Origin of the sequence: Streptomyces sp. NPDC005551, from assembly GCF_042871785.1 — a bacterium.
Taxonomy (GTDB): Bacteria; Actinomycetota; Actinomycetes; order Streptomycetales; family Streptomycetaceae; genus Streptomyces.
In genome coordinates this window covers 612,502-629,992 of the sequence record NZ_JBIAJE010000002.1, presented here as the reverse complement: position 1 = coordinate 629,992, position 17,491 = coordinate 612,502, and the positions used below count along the sequence as shown (strand labels likewise).

Here is a 17,491-nt window from a genome sequence, read left to right as displayed (position 1 = left end):
TCACAGTCACAGACGTAGGCCAGGAGCCGGACCGTTCACCGAGGGGGCACGGATGGGGATGGACCACATACGGGGGCTGCGCGGGGGGCTGCTCGCGCTGACGCTCGCGGGCGGCCTGCTGCTCACGGGCTGCGGCGGCGGCGCCGACGGCAGCAGGGCGTCGGACGGCGCCGCGAAGTCCCGTACGGGCGGCACAGGCCGGCCCGCCCCCGTGCCGAGGCCGGGCACCTCTCAGGGCGAGCGGCCCGGGGAGGAGACCGGCGACAGCGACCGTGACGCCGCCCCGTCGCCCGACCACCTCTCCACGTTCGCCCTGGACGTCGACACCGCCTCGTACGGCTATGCCCGCCGCACCCTCGCCGACGGCCGGCTGCCCGACCCGGCGACCGTCCGCCCCGAGGAGTTCGTCAACAGCTTCCGCCAGAACTACGAACGCCCCGAAGGCAACGGCTTCTCGGTCACCGTCGACGGCGCCCGCACCGACGCCGAGGACTGGTCGCTGGTCCGTGTCGGCCTCGCCACCCGGGAGGAACGGCACGAGGGCGAACGCGCGCCCGCCGCCCTCACCTTCGTCGTCGACGTCTCCGGTTCCATGGCCGAACCGGGCCGCCTGGACCTCGCCAAGGACTCCCTCGGGGTGATGACGGACCGGCTGCGCGACGACGACGCGGTCGCCCTGGTCGCCTTCAGCGACGAGGCCGAGACCGTCCTGCCGATGACCCGGCTCGGCGGCCACCGCGACCGCGTCCACGCCGCGGTCCGCCGCCTGGAGCCGCAGTCCTCGACCGACCTCGGCGAGGGCGTCCGCACCGGGTACGACACCGCCGTGGAGGGTCTGCGCGAGGGTGCCACCAACCGGGTCGTCCTGCTCTCCGACGCGCTCGCCAACACCGGCGACATGGACGCGGACAGCATCCTGGAGCGCGTCTCGGACGCCCGCCGCGAGCACGGCATCACCCTGTTCGGCGTCGGCGTCGGCAGCGACTACGGAGACGCCCTGATGGAGCGCCTCGCCGACAAGGGCGACGGCCACACCACGTACGTCTCGGACGACGAGGAGGCCAGGAAGGTCTTCTGCGAGGAACTCCCCCGCAACATCGACCTCACGGCCCGCGACGCCAAGGCGCAGGTCGCCTTCGACCCCGCGACGGTCGAGACGTTCCGGCTCGTCGGCTACGACGACCGGCAGGTCGCCGACGAGGACTTCCGCGACGACCGGGTGGACGGCGGAGAGGTCGGCCCCGGCCACACCGTCACCGCCCTGTACGCCGTCCGCACCAGGCCGGGTGCCTCCGGGCATCTCGCCACCGCGAGCGTCCGCTGGCTCGACCCCGCCGACCGCACCCCGCACGAGGAGTCCGGCCGGCTGGAGGCGGCCTCCCTGGGCGCCGACCTGTGGAGGGCGTCGCCCGGCCTCCAGGTCGCCGCCGTGGCCGCCTACTTCGCCGACGACCTCCGCCGGGGCGACGACCGCCGGCCCGCGCTCCCGGCCCGCCCCTCGCTCGGCCGGCTCGCCGACCGCGCCGACCGGCTGGCGACCGTCGCACAGGACGAGGAGGTGCGCCGGCTGGCCGAAGCGGTCCGCCGGGCCGAACGCCTCCGCGGCTAGCGCCCGACCGGCTGCCCCTGAGCGGGCTGCCCCTGGGCGGGCCGCAGCCGGTAGGCGTACGTGTACGTCCGCCCCGAGCGCAGCACGTACTCCGCGAGCGGTGCCGCGCCCCACGAGTTGATACCGCCGACGCCCATCTGCCGGTGGTTGACCAGGAGCACCGTCTCGTCCCGCCGCTTCAGCTCATGGGGGTGCCGGGGCCCGTCCAGGTCGAACGGCGAGTGGTGCAGGGCGCTGGTCTCCAGGAGCGGTTCGCCGTCCGCCGGGTCCGCGAGCACGCAGAGCCCGTCACCGGCCCGGTCGGTCAGCGACAGCCGCCGTACGTCCGTCATGTTGCCCGTCTGCTGGGGGCGGACGTACGGCGCCATCTGTTCGTCGACGGTGGAGCGGTAGCGGCCCACGAACGCGGCGGTCCTGCGGTCCTGGTAGTTCTCGTGCGGCCCCCGGCCGAACCAGTCGAGCCGCTCGAAACCGGCCGGGACCGTCAGCAGGGCACCCACCATGGGCAGGTCCGGCAGCCCGGCCGCGGCGTCGAGGGTGTGCCGGACCCGCACCTCGCCGTCGGCGCGCACGGTGAACACGGTGTGCCACGTGCAGGCGCCGGGCGAGGTGGGCAGCGTGCAGCCGACCTCGACGACGACCTCGCCGGACGCGGGCCGCGTGACGCTCACCGACGTCACCGTCCGACGGGTGCCGGCCTCCCGCCAGGTCCGCGCGGTGGCCGGGAACCTGCGCCCGATGTCGTTGTCGGTGGGCCCCCGCCAGAAGTTCGGCACGGGACCCTCGACGAGCAGCCGCCGCCCGCGCCAGGTGTACGCGGAGAGTGTCCCGGACTTCTTGGAGAGCACCACCTCCACCTCCCGCCCGGTCACCGTGACCTCGGTGTCGGTCTCCACCGGCGTGAGGTCGCCGCGCGGCGCGGCCGCCGTCCGCGCGGGCGTGTGCCAGTCCAGCGCGAGCTGTTCCGCGGCCACCTCGTGCCCGGCGTCGGCCCAGCGCGTCCCGGCCCGCAGGACGATGGAGAGGTCGAGGAAGTACTCGGCTCCGGGCTCCGGCGCCGCGGGCCTGCGGTACGGGACGCGGACGGTCCCCTCCGACCCGGGCGCGACGGCGGGCGCGGCGAGCGTGCCGTGCTGCACGCGGTCGCCGTCCCGGGTGACGGACCACCGCAGTTCGTACGCGTCCAGTCCGCTGAACAGGTGCTTGTTGCGCACCTTCACGGTCCCCTCGGACAGCTCGCCCGCCCTGATCCCCACCGGCTGGTAGCACTTCTTCGCCTCGATCAGCCCCGGGTGCACCGAGCGGTCCGACGCCACGAGACCGTTGCAGCAGAAGTTCCCGTCCGTCGGCTGGCCGGGGTGCCAGTCGCCTCCGTACGACAGGTAGGTGCGCCGCGCGTCCCCGGGCACGGGCAGCCGGATCGCCTGGTCCGTCCAGTCCCAGACGAAGGCGCCGTGCAGGTTCGGGTAGCGCTCGAAGACGTCCCAGTACTCCCGGAGGTTGCCGCCGCTGTTGCCCATGGAGTGGGTGTACTCGCACAGCATGAACGGCTTCGGGTTGCCGGACCTGCCGTACGCCTCCACGCCCGCCGGGCTGGTGTACATCTCGCTGTGCACGTCGGCGACGGAGTTCATGCCCTCGTAGTGGACGGGGCGCGAGGCGTCCCTGGCGTGCACCCAGTCGGCCATGACCTGGAAGTTCGACCCTTTGCCCGCCTCGTTGCCGAGGGACCAGACGACGACGCAGGCGTGGTTCTTGTCGCGCTCCACGAGCGAGCGGACCCGGTCCACACAGGCGTCGGTCCACTCGGCCAGCGACCCCGGCAGGGTGTCCCGCACCCCGTGCGTCTCCAGATTGGCCTCGTCGACGACGTACAGCCCGTACTCGTCGCACAGCTCCATCCACCGCGGGTGGTTCGGGTAGTGCGAGGTGCGGACGGCGTTGATGTTGTACCGCTTCATCAGGCGGATGTCCTGGAGCATCCGCGCCTCGTCGACGGCCTGGCCGCGGTCGGGATCCGACTCGTGGCGGTTGGTGCCCCGGAACATCAGCGGCCTGCCGTTGAGGGTGAACTCGCCTGGCCCGTAACCGACTTCGCGGAAGCCCACCCGGGTGCCGTGCACGTCGACCGCCCGGCCCGCGGCGTCGGCCAGCGTGACGACCAGCGTGTACAGGTTCGGCGCCTCGGCGGACCACAGGGCGGGCGCCGCCACGTCCGCCCGCAGCCGGACCTCCGCGTCACCGTCCCCGAAGTCCACGTCCCCGGCTGGCAGCGGGACCGGCACGCGGCGCCCGCGCGCGTCGAACAGCTCCGCCGTCACCCGGTACCCGCCCGGCCGCTCCCCGCCGCGGTCGCGTACGGCGACGTCCACCGTGAGGACGGCGTCCCGGTACGCCGCGTCCAGTTCGGTCCGCACGAACAGGTCCTGCACGTGCACCGGCGGGATCGAGTACAGGTACACGTCCCGGAAGATCCCGGACAGGTCGATCATGTCCTGGTCCTCGAGCCAGCTGCCGTCGGACCAGCGGTACACCTCGACGGCGAGCGTGTTGTGCCCCGGCCGCAGCCGGCGGCTGATGTCGAACTCGGCGGGGGTGTAGCTGTCCTCGCTGTAGCCGACCCGCTCGCCGTTGACCCAGACGAAGAACGCCGACTTGACGCCCTGGAAGGAGAGGAGCGTGCGCCGCCCGGACCAGCCCTTCGGCACGGTGAAGGTACGGCGGTAGGAGCCCACCGGGTTGAAGTCGTGCGGTACCTGCGGCGGCGCCGGACTCTCGTAGCCGACCCACGGGTATCTGACGTTGAGGTAGATCGGCTCCGGGTATCCCTCGATCTCCCAGTTCGACGGGACCGGGATGCGGTCCCAGCCGCCGTCGTCGAAGCCCGGGTCCTCGAACCCGACGGGCCGCCGGTCGGGGTTGCGGGCCCAGTGGAAGCGCCAAGTCCCGTTCAGCGAGCGGTGGTACGGCGACTCGGTGAACCTCCCGCGCAGCGCGTCACCGGCACTCGCGTACGGCACGAGGCGGGCGCGCGCCGCCTCGCGGCCGATCTGGAAGACGCCCGGCCGCGCGTCCCACGCGGCGTCCCCCGCGTCCGCGGCGAACGCTCCCTTCTGCGCGGTGAGGGCGGCCCATCCCGCCAGAGCGCCACCCGCGAGGAGGGTGCGGCGGCTCGGACGGTGGCTGGTCGGTGTGTCAGCACTCACGCTGCGGCTCCGCACGGAAGACAACAAGAAGCGCCAGCATCGAACCGGACCGCCCGGCACGCAAGGCTCCACGGGCCGCACAACTCCCTTTGGCGCACAGGGGCAGAGGCCATCGGAGGGGCAAGGTCCGGCCGGCCCCTCCCCGGCGACGAACGTGTGCGGCCCATTGAATTTCTGTTACGCGCGAGTAAGTTGACTCCGGAGTAAGGAAACGTCGCACACCCCGCACCTCCGCACCCGCACCCCGCACGAACCGCGACAGGGAGCCGCCATGGGCGTACGCAAGGACATGAAACGGGCCAAGCAGCGCACCGGTCCCATGACCCGCGGCCGGATCGAGCTGATCCGGGACGGGGCCGGCACGGTCCGCGAGGCGCGCGCCGCCCGCCTGGCACCGGCACCCACCACCGGCAGCACCGCCGACCTGCCCTACACCAACGCCTCCGAGGCACCCGACGCCGTCGTGCTGCGCCGCAGAAAGGGCGGTGCCTGGCGCCCGGTGACCGCGGCGGCGTTCGCCCGTGAAGTCACCGACGTCGCGCGGGGACTGATGGCCGCCGGTCTCGAACCGGGCGGCCGGGTCGCCATCATGTCGCGCACCCGCTACGAGTGGACCGTCCTGGACTTCGCCGTCTGGGCGGCCGGCGGCCAGAGCGTCCCGGTCTACCCGACCTCGTCCCCGGACCAGATCGGCTGGATCGTACGGGACTCCGGCGCCCGCTTCGTCGTCGCGGAAACCGCCGAGAACGCGCGAGCCGTGGCCGCCGGAACCGCCGGGCATCCCGAGCCGCCGCGCGTCTGGCAACTGGACGCGGACGCGCTCGCCGTCCTCGCCGCGTCCGGCCGCGGCGTCCCCGACGAGGAGGTCGCCGAGCGCCGCGCCGCGCTCACCCCGGACACCGTCGCCACCCTCTGCTACACCTCCGGCACCACCGGACGCCCCAAGGGCTGCGTCCTCACCCACGCCAACCTGCACGCGGAGGCCGCCAACACGGTCGAACTGCTGCACCCCCTGTTCAAGGAGGTCACCGGACAGGTCGCCTCGACCCTCCTCTTCCTCCCGCTCGCCCACGTCCTCGGCCGCTCCCTGCAGATCGCCTGCCTGCTGGCCCGGATAGAACTGGGCCACTGCCCGAGCATCAGGCCCGACGAACTCCGTCCCGCGCTCAGGGAGTTCCGCCCCACCTTCCTCGTGGGCGTCCCGTACCTCTTCGAGAAGATCCACGACACCGCCCGCGCGACCGCCGAGAAGATCGGCCGCGGCGCCTCCTTCGAACGGGCCGACCGCGTCGCGGTCCGCTTCGGCGAGGCCCACCTGGCCGCGCTCTCCGGGCGCGGCAAGGGCCCGGGCCCCGGCCTCAGGGCGGCCCGGGCCCTGTACGACCTGCTGGTGTACCGCCGGGTGCGCAAGGAGCTCGGCGGCCGGACGCGCTACGCCATCAGCGGCGGCTCCCCCCTCGACCGCAACCTCAACCTCTTCTTCTACGCCGCCGGGATCATCGTCCACGAGGGCTACGGACTCACCGAGACGACCGCCGCGGCGACCATCGTCCCGCCGCTGAGCCCCCGCCCCGGCACGGTCGGCCTCCCGGTCCCCGGCACCGCGGTCCGCATCGCGGACGACGGCGAGGTCCTCGTCGAGGGGGGCGTCGTCTTCGGCGGCTACTGGAACGACCCGGCCGCCGGTGAAGCCGTCCTGCGCGACGGCTGGTTCGCCACCGGCGACCTCGGCGCGCTCGACGACGACGGCTACCTCACCATCACCGGCCGGAAGAAGGACATCCTCGTCACCTCGGGCGGCAAGAACGTCGCCCCGGCCGTCCTGGAGGACCGCCTGCGCAGCCGCCCGCCCGTCGGCCAGTGCCTCGTCGTCGGCGACAACCGCCCCTACGTCGCCGCCCTGATCACCCTGGACGCCGACTCCGTGGCCCACTGGCTCGCCGTCCGGCGCCTGCCCGCCGACACCCCGCTCGCCGACCTGGTGACCGATCCCCGCCTGCGCGCCGACGTCCAGAAGGCCGTGGACTACGCCAACGAGGCGGTGTCCCGGGCCGAGTCCATCCGCGCCTTCCGCCTCATCACCGGCGAGTTCACCGAGGACAACGGCCTGCTGACCCCGTCCCTGAAGGTCCGGCGGCACGCGGCGGTGGCGGCGTACGCGGGGGAGATCGAGGAGCTGTACCGGCAGGAGCGCTGAAACGGCGCCGGCACCCGAAAAGGGGCGGGGCCACCGACCTGGTCGGTGACCCCGCCCCTCGCGCGTCCGGAGTGTCAGTTCTCGCCGTTGGCGGACAGGATCGACACGTCCTCCAGCAGGTGCGCCAGCGCGCCGTCGCGCTTGGTCTGCGTGGAGTTCTCCGTGCACTGCTGGTTCAGGTCGTCCGAGAGGATCGGGACGTCCTGGATCGGGATGAGGTTGACGATCGGAACGTTGATGTCGTTCAGACCGATGCAGGGCTTGTTGAAGGAGCCCTGGATGAGCGCCATCTGCGGGCTCATGTTGCCGTACGTGGCCGAGTTGCCGAAGCTCTGCATCGCCGCGTTGCCGTTCGCGATGGCCGGCCCGTTGTCGTCACCGATCGCCATCGCCGTAGGAGCCGCGGCAGCGGAGGCACCCACGACGGAAGCGGTGATCGCCGCAGCGGCAAAAACCTTCTTGATCACTGGCCAGTCCCTTCTGAAGAAACCCCGTTCACCGGAGCGCCATGACCAACTCCGTTTGGCAAGGATGGTTTCTCCCGTTCACCCGCACGGCCGATGCCCCACGCGTGTACCGACCCGCTGAAACCGTTGATTTCTCGTCGCTGTCGCGAACTCGTGACGGCCAACCGGGTGAACGCCCGCAACTAATCCTGCGACACCGGGTTGATGAGGCAGTACGACAGTGCGTCGCTACGAGGAAAGGAACACGAAGTGCTCAAGAAGGCTATGGTCGCCGCGGCGGCCGCCGCTTCTGTGATCGGTATGACGGTGGCGGCTGCTCCCCAGGCCCTTGCCATCGGTGACGACGCCGGACCGTCCGTTGCCAACGGCAACGGCGCGACGTCGGCTTTCGGCAACTCGACGACCAAGGGCGACATGAGCCCGCAGCTGTCCCTGGTCCAGGGCACGCTCAACAAGCCGTGCCTCGCGCTGGAGGACCTCAACGTCGCCGTCCTCAACCTCGTCCCGATCCAGGACGTCCCGATCCTGTCGGACGACCTGAACCAGCAGTGCAGCGACAACTCGACGCAGGCGAAGCGGGACGGCGCCCTGTCGCACGTCCTCGAGGACATCTCGCTCCTGTCCGCCAACAGCGAAGGCTGAGACCTCCCGGTGCGGCCCGGGTCGCCCGCCACTCTCCGTGCGGGCCGCCCGGGCTTCTGCCCACGTGCATCCCACCGGCCCCGTCGTTTTCTGTGCGGAGCGTTCGAGTGAATTATCAAGCGGCTTTCGTTCCGTAGTTTCTTCGGACCTCCGTCCTCGTTCACCGCATGCAGGTCGTGCTGCGAGCCGTTTCAAGGTGCTCGCTCGGTTTCGGCCGTCACAGGGGCATGACCGCAGAGAAGGGAAAGCACGTGAATTACAAGAAGAGCGCAGCTGTCGTCGCCGGCGCCATCATGGCTCTGGGCATGGGCGCCCCGGCCTTCGCCGACGCCGACGCGCAGGGTGCCGCCATCGGGTCCCCGGGTGTCCTGTCGGGCAACGTGGTCCAGATCCCCGTTCACATCCCCGTCAACGTGTGCGGCAACACGATCAACGTGATCGGTCTGCTGAACCCGGCGTTCGGCAACACCTGCGTCAACGCCTGACGTCGGAGCGCACCAGCCGCCCGGCTCGGTCACGCCGGCCTTGGATGACCTCACGGTGCCAAGGCCGGCTTTCCCACTTCAACCAGCAGGAAGACAACGACATTGCGACAGACTCTGAGCAGGGGAATGGTCGTGGCCGCGGCCGCGACGGGCATCGTGTCCATGTACGGCACCCCCGCCTTCGCGGACTCGCACGCGGGCGGAGCCACGTCGGACTCGCCCGGTGTCGCGTCGGGCAACAACGTGTCGGTGCCCGTGCACGTGCCGGTGAACGCCTGCGGCAACTCCGTCAACGTGGTGGGTGCGTTGAATCCGGCCTTCGGCAACTCGTGTGCCAACATCTCCGCTCCCCGCGGTGCGCACGGATCCCACGGTGCTCCCCACCGGCCCGCCCACCACGGCGGCGGCTACGGCGAGGGTGCCGGGTACGGGGACGCGCCGGGTTCGCACGGGCACTCCGGCTCCTCGGCGCACGGCGTCGCGCAGGGTTCGCCCGGAGTCGGCAGCGGCAACAACGCCCAGGCCCCGGTGGACGTACCGGTGAACGTGTGCGGCAACACGGTCGACGTGATCGCCCTGCTGAACCCGGCGTTCGGCAACCGCTGCGGCCAGGAGGCCGGGGGCACCCCGCCGCACCGGCACCCGCACGACAGCCACCCGCACACGCCGTCCGAGCGGCCGCCAGGTGACTCGCCGGTCGCCCCTCCCGAGCACACAGGGGCCAAGCCCCCCGCCGACACGCCGGAGGGACCGGGCGACGCCCCCCACGGGGCCTCGTCCTCGCTGGCCGAAACCGGAGGTGAGGGCGTGCTCGCCGCCGGGGCCACCGGTGCCGCGCTGCTGATCGGCGGGGCCGTCCTGTACCGGCGAAGCCGAGTGGCGCCCCGTCGGTAGGTGCTCTTGGGTGCCGGACGCGCCTGCCCGGCACCCAAGCCCGTTTCACCGCCCTGCGGTGTCCAGCGCCCCGTCCGGCAAGCGGAGTGCCGGCGCCGGGACCCGCCCGTCCCGCGTCCCCGCGTGCAGCCGTCGGCGCACGCCGCGCACCAGCGTGCCCGCCGTGAACGAGGCACCGTGCACGAAGCGCATCGCGGGCCCGAAGCCGGCCGCCGTCACCAGCCCGGCCATGAAGAGCCCGGGCACCGACGACTCGAAGTCCCGCCCCACGTAGGGCGATCCGTCCGGCATCGTTACCAGGCCGCCGCGGACGTCGTCCGCCAGCAGCCCGAGCCGTTCGCGGCTCGCCCGGAACCCGGTGGCCGCGATGACGTGCTCCGTCTCCAGGACCGTCAGCTCACCGGCCCGGCTCACCGTCTCCAGGCGGACCCGGCCCCTGGCGTCATGCGCCGCCAGCACCTCCCGCCCCAGCAGCACCTCCACCGCGGGCTCCACCCGGTCGCGCACCCACCAGGCGCCCGCCGGGCCGAGGGCCGTCGCCGCGACACGGGCGCGCGTCGGCGCCGGGAGCCTGCGGAAGAGACCCGGACGCTCGGCGTAGAACCAGTTGCGCCAGCCGCAGCCGAGGCCGCTGTGCGGGGCGCGGAGCGACTGCCGCAACGGGCGCTCCCAGGGTGGGGGCACCTCGTTCCAGCGCAGCCGGTCCGCGCGGGCCAGCACCCGCACCCGGGTGCCCTGTTCCGCCAGGAGCGCCGCCGTCTCCAGCGCCGCCTGGCCACCGCCGACCACCGTGACGTCCCGGTCCCGGAACCGGGCGAGGTCACCGTGGTGGCTGCTGTGCGAGACGTACTCGGGGTCCAGGCCGCGCAGCGCCGCCGGGATCTTGACGAACGGCAGGACACCCACGGCCAGGGCCACCGTCCGCGCCCGCAGCACCTCGCCGTCCTCGGTGACCGCCTCGAAACCTCCGGGGACGGTGTGCACGCGCGTCACCGTGCGCTCGTCGACGCCCGGCACGCCGTGACGCGCGAACCACAGGCCGTACGAGGCGAACATCTCCACGGGGATCGGCTCCCCGTGCCGCGCCCGCACCCCCTGCCCGGCGCAGTACATGTCCAGCCGCAGCCGGCCCTGCGGATCGGAGAGGTTCGACGCCCACGGCTCGGACTTGAGGAACATGCCGCGGGGCATGTGGTCCCGCCACGACGCCATGGGTCTGCCGAAGACGCGCAGGCTCAGCCCGGCGGCCGCGGCATGGGAGGCGATGGACAGGCCGTAGGGACCGGCCCCCACCACCAGCAGGTCGTACATCAGCACGTACTCGCTTTCTCGTCGTCGGCCGGCGGACGCGCGTCGCACACCGGCCTCACGTCATCGGGCAACGGATTCCTGGTGTCCGGCGGTCGCGCGGGCCGGGGAAGCCGTGGCACGGTCGCGGTGCCCGGCGCCCGGTCCAGCAGGCGCGCCGCCACATGCCGGGACCACAGGGCCCACAGCGCGATCCCGGGTGCCGGGTCGTCGCGGGCGTGCCAGGCCAGCTCCCGCCCGCCGGGCCGCGTACCGAGCGCGGTCAGCGGGGCGTAGTTCTCCGCGACGAACGTCCGCCCGGGCCGCGGCGCCGGGTCCGGCAGCGGACGCTGCGTGAGGTCCAGGTGCAGGGCACGTACGACGTCCAGGCCCGAGGCGTCGGTGAAGAGCCGGAACTGGGCGCCGGGGCGGGGGTTGAAGTCGAGCAGGTGATAGCGACCGGCCGCGCCCTCCCGGCGCAGGTCGAGATCGAAGATGCCGCGGTAGCCCAGTTCCCCGGCGAGCCGCTCGGCGAGCTCCTGCACCCGCGGGTTCGGCATCCACTGGCCGACGGCGGTCAGGCCCGCGCCCCGCGGCTGGGCGCGCAGCTTGCGGCCCGGACCGCCGGCCCGCACGGCCCCCGACCGGTCGGCGTACCCGTGGAAGAACCAGTCCCGGTCCGGCCCGGGCGGCAGAAATGCCTGGAACAGCAGCCGGCTGCCCGCCTCCGCCGAGCGCCGGTACAGCGTCTGCGCCTGCTGCGCCGAGCGCACGATCACCGTGCTGCGCAGCCCGGTTCCGGCCGGCACCAGCCACGGGCGGCTCCACTTCGCCACCACGGGCATCCCGAGCCGCCAGGCCGCCGCCGCCGCCTCCGCGGCACTGTCCGGGACCAGCGTCACCGGGTGGGCGATGCCCGTACGGGCGCACAGGCCGGCCAGTTCCGCCTTGTCGGCGACGGACTCCGCGAGCGGGCCCGGCTGCCGCGGCAGCAGGTAACCCGGCGTCAGTTCCTCGCGCAGATGGCCCACCGCGACGGCACTCGCGTCGTCCATGGGGATCAGGACGGCGGGACGCGCCACCCGCCGGGCCACCCGCAGCAGCGTGGCGGCGATGTCGCGGCGGGACGCGCCGGGCGGTGGCGGCGGATGAAGCTCGGTCACAAATCGCGACCTGCGTACGGGACTTCCGGCGCAGTCGGCGACCACGTGCACGTCCACACCCGCCCGCCCGAGGGAGCGCACCGCACCCAGTGTGCCGTGGTGAAAGGGATTCCGGTCGATCCGCAGAAGAACGGCGGGGACGCGGCTGTCGAGAAGCGACACGGGCATTTCCTTCAGTTCGGCTCACCCGTGCGGGTGATCGGAGCACGCGAATTCCGGCACCTCGGTTGGCGGAATTCGCATTTATATGACTGAGTGTCAGTGGCCGGCACAGCGCAGGACGGCACATCTCGCCGGAGAGACAGCCCAGAAGCGTGGAGAGAGGAGCAGGTATGGCCGCACAGCAACGACGGCCCCGGGCCGGACGGTCGGCGTTCGTCGCGGCCGCGATCGTCGCGTCGCTCGCCCTGGCGTCGGGACCGGGACACGCGGTGGGTGCGGGGCCACGAGGGGCCGCCGACCCCCCGGTGCCGGAACCAGCCTCGGCGACACCCGCCCCGACACCACCCGCCCCGACTCCACCGGCCCCGACTCCACCTGCTCCGACACCACCCGCCGCGGCGCCGGCGCCCGCCGTCACGGGCCCGGTGACGCTTCCCGCGCCCGCCACCCCACCGGTCGGTCCGCCGGTCACCCCACCGCCCCTCCCGCAGAGCGGGACGACCGCGCCCTCGGAGCCGGGGCCCACGGCTCCCCGGCCCGCCTTCGGCGCCTACCTTGACTACGGCCCCCAGGGCGTGGCCCGGATCGCCCGGTTCAGCGAGTGGCTGGGCGGCGCCGAACTCCGCGTCGCCCACACGTACCTGCCGGGCGACCGCTGGAGCAACATCGAGGGACCGCCCGGTTTCCTCGACGCCTGGGCGGACTGGCGTGGCGCGAAGGCCGACCGGCTCCTGGTCCTCAACGTCCCCATGATGGAGCGCAACGAGGAGCACGTCTCCGACGCCGAGGTGCGGCGACTGCTGGCCGAGGGCGCGTCCGGCGCCTACGACAAGCACTTCCGCGTGCTGGCCGAGCGGCTGGTCGCGCTGGAGGTGCCGGACACCGTCGTGGTGCTCGGCTGGGAGATGAACGGCATCACGTACACCCATCGCTGCGGTCCCGATCCGGAGGCGTGGAAGAAGTACTGGAACAGAATTGTCACGACCATGCGCTCGGTGCCGGGCCAGAAATTCCGGTTCGACTTCACTCCGAACCGGGGCCGGGACGCCATTCCCTGGACGCAGTGCTATCCCGGGGACGACACGGTCGACATCATCGGTATGGACGCGTACGACCAGCCGCGGGGTATGTCATTCGACGAACAGGTGACGGAGCCCTACGGCCTTCAGGCGCACGTGGATTTCGCGGAGGCCCACGGCAAGCCCATTTCGTATCCGGAATGGGGACTTTTCCGCAACGGCGACAACGCGACGTACATGAAGCGCATGCTCACGTGGATGGACGAGCACCAGCCGCTCTACCACACCGTCACCGACTACTGCCCGCACGGCGTGTGGCAGTGCGCCGACAACCCGAAGGCGTCGCAGATCTACCGGGACATGCTCTCCGGCCGCACCGATCCGGCACCCGAGCCCACCGCACCGCCGACGAAGACACCCCCGACGGCCCCGACTCCGACCCCCGGGCGTCCGGTGAACTGCTCGCCGGTGGAACTGGGCGACTGGGCCGAGTACTGGATCGGCGGCAAGCTCTGCCTCCGCTTCGACTGGTGGTCGCGCAACGGGTGACCGCCGGGGGAGCGCCCGCCGGGCGCTCCCCCCACGAGGTGACTCCCGGAGGTCGGCGCTTCGTTCAGGATCCCTCGCCACCGCGCTCCCTCCAGCGGTGCACCAGGTCCCGGCAGATTCCTCGGGCGGCCACACCGACGGCGACCACCGCCAGCAGCGGCGCCGTCCGGCGGCGGGCGAGCAGCAGCCGCTGGTTGACGACCGTCTCGGGCCGCCAGCGGTGCTTGTACGACTCGGCGCCGCGCAGCAGGCTCAGCACCCGCCGTTCGCCGCCGACCGCCTCCTGCGCGGTCGCGTGCAGCAGCATCGTGGCCACGTCGGCCTTCCGTTCACGCAGCCGTGGATCGGAGCCGTACAGGTAGCCGCCCGCGAGCCGCCGCGACAGCAGGGTGACATCGACCGCCATGACCTCGCCGTCGAGCAGGAACTCGGTCACCAGCGCGTCGCCGGAGCGGACCATCCGGCCCACCGCCCGCACCAGATGGGTGCGGAACCGGGGCCGCAGGTGCTCGGACGTCACCTTGCGGCCCTGCCACTGGAGCCGGTGCAGCTCCAGCAACCGGTGCAGTGCCGCCTCCACACCGTCGTGGCCCACCACGCGGTGCCGGACGCCGAGGGCGGCGAGTTTGCGCAGCTTGGAGCGGGCCCGCTGGGCGCGCGGGGGTGGCAGCCGGTCCAGCAGCTCCTCCATCGGCAGGGCGGGCAGCTCCATGCAGACCGAGTCCCGCTCACGCCGCCGCGGCCCGCTCCACTGCTCGTAGAACCGCTCGGCCGCGCCGCCCGGACGCACCTCGCGGAAGTCGATCAGGGCGGTGCGGGCGGCCGCGGCGAGCCCCTCGGCGAGCGCGGGTGCCGCCCGGTCGGCGTGCTCGTCGTCCAGCAGCACGTCGGCGTAGTCCGAGACCGCCCCGCCCAGCGGTACGAGGACGGGCAGCGGCCGGCGTACGCGCATCAGCGGCGCGACGGCGCGCAGCTCGCCGCCCTCCCGGACCACGACGAGCCGCAGCGCGCGCGGGGAGCCGTACGAGAGCCACCAGGAGTGCAGCCAGGCGTGACTCTGGAACGGGGTGGCCGCCGAGCACCGCCGGTACAGCCGCTCCCAGGCCGGACCCAGCTGCGCGAACTCGTCCGCTCCGGTGACCAGTTCGGCGGCCAGGGCGCCGCGGGTGCCGCCCTCGGTGCCGGAATCCGGGGTGGGCGCCGGGCCCGGGACGGTGCCCGGAGCCGGCCCGGTGGTGGTACCGGCGGCCGTGACGCCGGCGGGCTGCCCGGCGCTCACAGCTGTCCGTGCGCGTCGGCGGCGACGGCCGGGCTCGGCACGGACGCGGGGCGCGCGGCGTCGTCCGCCGCCCGCCGGGGCCGGACGAGCAGCGAGAGCCCTCCCAGCAGCCCGCCCGCGGCGGCGCCGACCAGCCCCGTCACCGCGGGCGGCGCCGAGGAGGCCTCGGCCGGTTTCACCGCGCGCGAGAACTGCAGCAGTTCCACGTGCGTGCTGCCCTTGGTGTCGTTCGCGTGCCGGGTCAGGGAGCGCGAGACGGCGTTGGCCATGTCGGCGGCCAGGTCCGGACGCGAGGAGGTGGCCGTCACGGAGACCATCGGGGCGTCCGGCGAGGTCGCGGTCCGCACACTCTCCTGGAGCGTCCCGACCGGCACCCCGGCCCACACCTGGGCGTCGCCGAGCACCGCGAGCTGCGTGGCGACCCGGCCGTACGCCTGCGCGAAGCCGAGCGCCGACGCCGGGTCCGCCTGCCCGGTCGGTACGACGACGACGTAGCTGGTCGCCGTGTACGTCGCGGGGGTCAGCACGCCGTACGTGCCACCGGCCAGGGCGCCGAGCAGGGCGCCGCCCGCGAGCAGGGCCCACGCCGGCAGGGCCCGCGCCCGGGACATGGCCGGGCCGGGCCGGGCGGCCGAGCGGTGGGAGCCGGTGTGGTTGTCGGTCATCAGGAACTCACTCCCAGAGAGGTGCGGGACACCGCGGCCGCGTACACGTCCATGAGCTGGGCGGCGCTGCGGGTGATGCAGTAGTGGTGGGCGGCCTCGGGCGCGGTGCGCGGCCCTGGGCCCTCGGCGCGGACCTTCTCCAGCGCCCGGGCGAACGACTCCGCGCCGCCCTGCACCCGCCGTGCGCCGAGCGCAGCGCCGGGCGGCAGGTCCTCGATCGCCGGGCAGGACACGTACAGCACGGGCAGTCCGGCGGCCAGGGCCTCGACGACGGCGAGTCCGAACGCCTCCTCCGCGCTCGGTGAGGCGAGCGTGTCCATCGCCGCCATCAGCGACGGAAGGTCGGCACCGGGGAGGCCGCCCGTGGGGCGTTCGCCGGTGAGCAGGACACGGTCCGCCACGCCCGCGCGCTGCGCGACGCGCCGCAGGACGCTCTCCTCCGCGCCGCCGCCGACCAGCAGCAGCCAGTAGTCCTCGGGGAGCCGGGCGAGCGCCCGGACCAGGACGTCGAAGCGTTTGCCCGCCGTGAGCCGGCCGACGCCGCCGACGACGTACGCGCCCGCCGGCAGCCCGAGCCGGCGGCGGGTGCGCGCGCGCAGCACCGGGTCGAAGCGGAAACGGCTCACGTCGATGCCGTTCGGCACGACCTCGATGCGCGGCCCCGGCACACCCCAGCGGCGCAGCCGGTCGGCGACGGTGGGGGAGACGGCGACGGTGGAGCTGCCGAGCCGTTCGCTGGCGAGGTACAGGGCGCGGACGCCCGTACTGAGCGCCCGTCCCTCCATCTGCGAGTCGCCGAGGGAGTGCTCGGTGGCGACGACGGCCTTGACGCCCGCGAGCCGGGCCGCGATCCGGCCGTACACGCAGGCCCGGTAGAGGTGGGTGTGGACGAGGTCGTAGCCTCCCGCCCGGATGATCCTCACCAGCCGGGGGAGTGCCGAGAGGTCGCGGTTGCCGGTCATGCCGAGGTGGATGACGCGGACACCGTCGTCGGCGAGACCGTCAGCGACGCTGCCCGGGTTGCTGAGGGTCACCACGTCGCAGTCGACCGGCAGGTGCCGCAGCAGCAGGCGCAGTTGCTGTTCGGCGCCGCCGACGCCGAGGCCGGTGATGACGTGCAGGGCCTTCATCAGACCCCCTCGGCGGGGCGGCGGCGCAGCCGGTGGAGCTTCAGCTTGAGCAGCAGGCGCACGGCGGTGTCGTTCTGGCCGACGTGGACGCGGGGCAGGGCGAAGGGGCCGGTCAGGGGCCCGGGGTCGATCGCGCAGGCGTAGCGGTAGCCCGCCGCCCGTACGGCGTCGACGGCCCGCCGGTCGACCGTGCCGTACGGATAGCAGAAGCCGTCGACGTTGGCGCCGATCAGGTCCGAGAGCAGGGCTCGGCTGTCGGCGACCTCGGCGTGCAGGAGCGTGTCGTCGGCCCGGGTCAGATCCACGTGGGTGAGGCCGTGCGAGCCGATCTCGATGCCCTCGGAGGCGGCGGCGACGCGGATGCCCTGCTTGCCGAGCAGCGGTTTGCGCGGGCCGAGCGGGTCCCACGCGTTGTCGCCGTCCAGCCGGCCGGGCAGCACGAAGAGGGTGGCCCCGCAGTCGTGGCGCCGCAGCAACGGCAGGGCGTGCTCGACGAAGTCGGCGTACCCGTCGTCGAAGGTGAGGCCCACCAGGCCCCGCCCCTCGCCCCGGGCCCGGGCCGCGATCAGCGCGCCCATGCTCACGCCCCGCAGTCCGCGCCGGCGCAGCAGCCCGAGCTGCCGGTCGAGTCGGTCGGGCGAGACGGTGATGCGGTACGGGTCGTCGGAGCAGTCGCCCACGGAGTGGTACATCGCCACCCACGGGGGAGTGCCGGTGTGTCCGGAGGGACGTCGAAC

Annotated in this window: 14 protein-coding genes; 6 read left to right on the top strand and 8 right to left on the bottom strand. The window is 73.3% G+C overall.

The genetic code is table 11. From position 1 onward, the window contains the following. Positions 1-52 precede the first annotated feature (52 nt). The gene (locus tag ACFYP4_RS06935; protein WP_388783434.1) at positions 53-1,609 is read left to right on the top strand and encodes a von Willebrand factor type A domain-containing protein; all 1,557 of its coding nucleotides are present in this window, start codon (positions 53-55) and stop codon (positions 1,607-1,609) included. Here the strand turns inward: ACFYP4_RS06935 and ACFYP4_RS06930 are convergent. After that, the gene (locus tag ACFYP4_RS06930) at positions 1,606-4,815 is read right to left on the bottom strand and encodes a glycoside hydrolase family 2 TIM barrel-domain containing protein (protein WP_358849856.1); all 3,210 of its coding nucleotides are present in this window, start codon (positions 4,813-4,815) and stop codon (positions 1,606-1,608) included. The genes ACFYP4_RS06935 and ACFYP4_RS06930 overlap by 4 nt on opposite strands. 271 nt (positions 4,816-5,086) lie before the next feature. On the opposite strand from ACFYP4_RS06930, the gene ACFYP4_RS06925 reads away from it, so the two are divergent. Continuing rightward, the gene (locus ACFYP4_RS06925) at positions 5,087-7,012 is read left to right on the top strand and encodes an AMP-dependent synthetase/ligase (RefSeq protein WP_388783431.1); all 1,926 of its coding nucleotides are present in this window, start codon (positions 5,087-5,089) and stop codon (positions 7,010-7,012) included. Between the two features lie 74 nt (positions 7,013-7,086). Here the strand turns inward: ACFYP4_RS06925 and ACFYP4_RS06920 are convergent, their stop codons facing one another. Further along, positions 7,087-7,479, bottom strand: a complete 393-nt coding sequence (locus tag ACFYP4_RS06920; RefSeq protein WP_358849858.1) for a rodlin — start codon at positions 7,477-7,479, stop codon at positions 7,087-7,089. Between the two features lie 249 nt (positions 7,480-7,728). On the opposite strand from ACFYP4_RS06920, the gene rdlA reads away from it, so the two are divergent. The 3 genes from rdlA to ACFYP4_RS06905 all read left to right on the top strand — a co-directional run bounded on the left by rdlA (position 7,729) and on the right by ACFYP4_RS06905 (position 9,500). Next, positions 7,729-8,121: a rodlin RdlA gene (gene rdlA / locus ACFYP4_RS06915; RefSeq protein ID WP_358849859.1), complete on the top strand. Its 393-nt coding sequence runs from the start codon at positions 7,729-7,731 to the stop codon at positions 8,119-8,121. Positions 8,122-8,348: 227 nt separating this feature from the next. Beyond that, the gene (locus tag ACFYP4_RS06910) at positions 8,349-8,606 is read left to right on the top strand and encodes a chaplin (protein ID WP_358849860.1); all 258 of its coding nucleotides are present in this window, start codon (positions 8,349-8,351) and stop codon (positions 8,604-8,606) included. A 102-nt stretch (positions 8,607-8,708) separates the two neighbouring features. Beyond that, positions 8,709-9,500 (top strand): chaplin, encoded by a 792-nt coding sequence (locus ACFYP4_RS06905; protein ID WP_358849861.1) that lies wholly within the window; start codon positions 8,709-8,711, stop codon positions 9,498-9,500. Between the two features lie 45 nt (positions 9,501-9,545). On the opposite strand, the gene ACFYP4_RS06900 is transcribed toward ACFYP4_RS06905, so the two are convergent. Together ACFYP4_RS06900 and ACFYP4_RS06895 are read right to left on the bottom strand one after the other, a co-directional pair. Further along, positions 9,546-10,811 carry an FAD-dependent oxidoreductase gene (locus ACFYP4_RS06900; RefSeq protein ID WP_388783850.1) on the bottom strand — a complete coding sequence of 422 codons (1,266 nt, stop codon included), beginning with the start codon at positions 10,809-10,811 and terminating at the stop codon, positions 9,546-9,548. Next, positions 10,811-12,118, bottom strand: a complete 1,308-nt coding sequence (locus tag ACFYP4_RS06895) for an ATP-grasp domain-containing protein (protein WP_388783426.1) — start codon at positions 12,116-12,118, stop codon at positions 10,811-10,813. The genes ACFYP4_RS06900 and ACFYP4_RS06895 overlap by 1 nt, the downstream gene beginning before the upstream one ends. 164 nt (positions 12,119-12,282) lie before the next feature. Between ACFYP4_RS06895 and ACFYP4_RS06890 the strand changes: the two genes are divergently transcribed. Continuing rightward, entirely contained in the window at positions 12,283-13,680 is a 1,398-nt protein-coding gene (locus ACFYP4_RS06890; RefSeq protein WP_388783423.1) for a glycoside hydrolase family 26 protein, read from the top strand. A gap of 64 nt (positions 13,681-13,744) precedes the next feature. Here the strand turns inward: ACFYP4_RS06890 and ACFYP4_RS06885 are convergent, their stop codons facing one another. The 4 genes from ACFYP4_RS06885 to ACFYP4_RS06870 form a co-directional block, all read right to left on the bottom strand. Then, the gene (locus ACFYP4_RS06885; RefSeq protein WP_388783847.1) at positions 13,745-14,836 is read right to left on the bottom strand and encodes a GNAT family N-acetyltransferase; all 1,092 of its coding nucleotides are present in this window, start codon (positions 14,834-14,836) and stop codon (positions 13,745-13,747) included. 119 nt (positions 14,837-14,955) lie between these two features. Next, on the bottom strand, positions 14,956-15,624 hold the full coding sequence (locus tag ACFYP4_RS06880; protein WP_358849864.1) for a lipopolysaccharide biosynthesis protein: 669 nt from the start codon (positions 15,622-15,624) through the stop codon (positions 14,956-14,958). Beyond that, positions 15,624-16,754 carry a glycosyltransferase gene (locus tag ACFYP4_RS06875; protein WP_388783420.1) on the bottom strand — a complete coding sequence of 377 codons (1,131 nt, stop codon included), beginning with the start codon at positions 16,752-16,754 and terminating at the stop codon, positions 15,624-15,626. The genes ACFYP4_RS06880 and ACFYP4_RS06875 overlap by 1 nt, the downstream gene beginning before the upstream one ends. Further along, positions 16,754-17,446 (bottom strand): polysaccharide deacetylase family protein, encoded by a 693-nt coding sequence (locus ACFYP4_RS06870; protein ID WP_388783418.1) that lies wholly within the window; start codon positions 17,444-17,446, stop codon positions 16,754-16,756. The genes ACFYP4_RS06875 and ACFYP4_RS06870 overlap by 1 nt, the downstream gene beginning before the upstream one ends. Positions 17,447-17,491 lie beyond the last annotated feature (45 nt).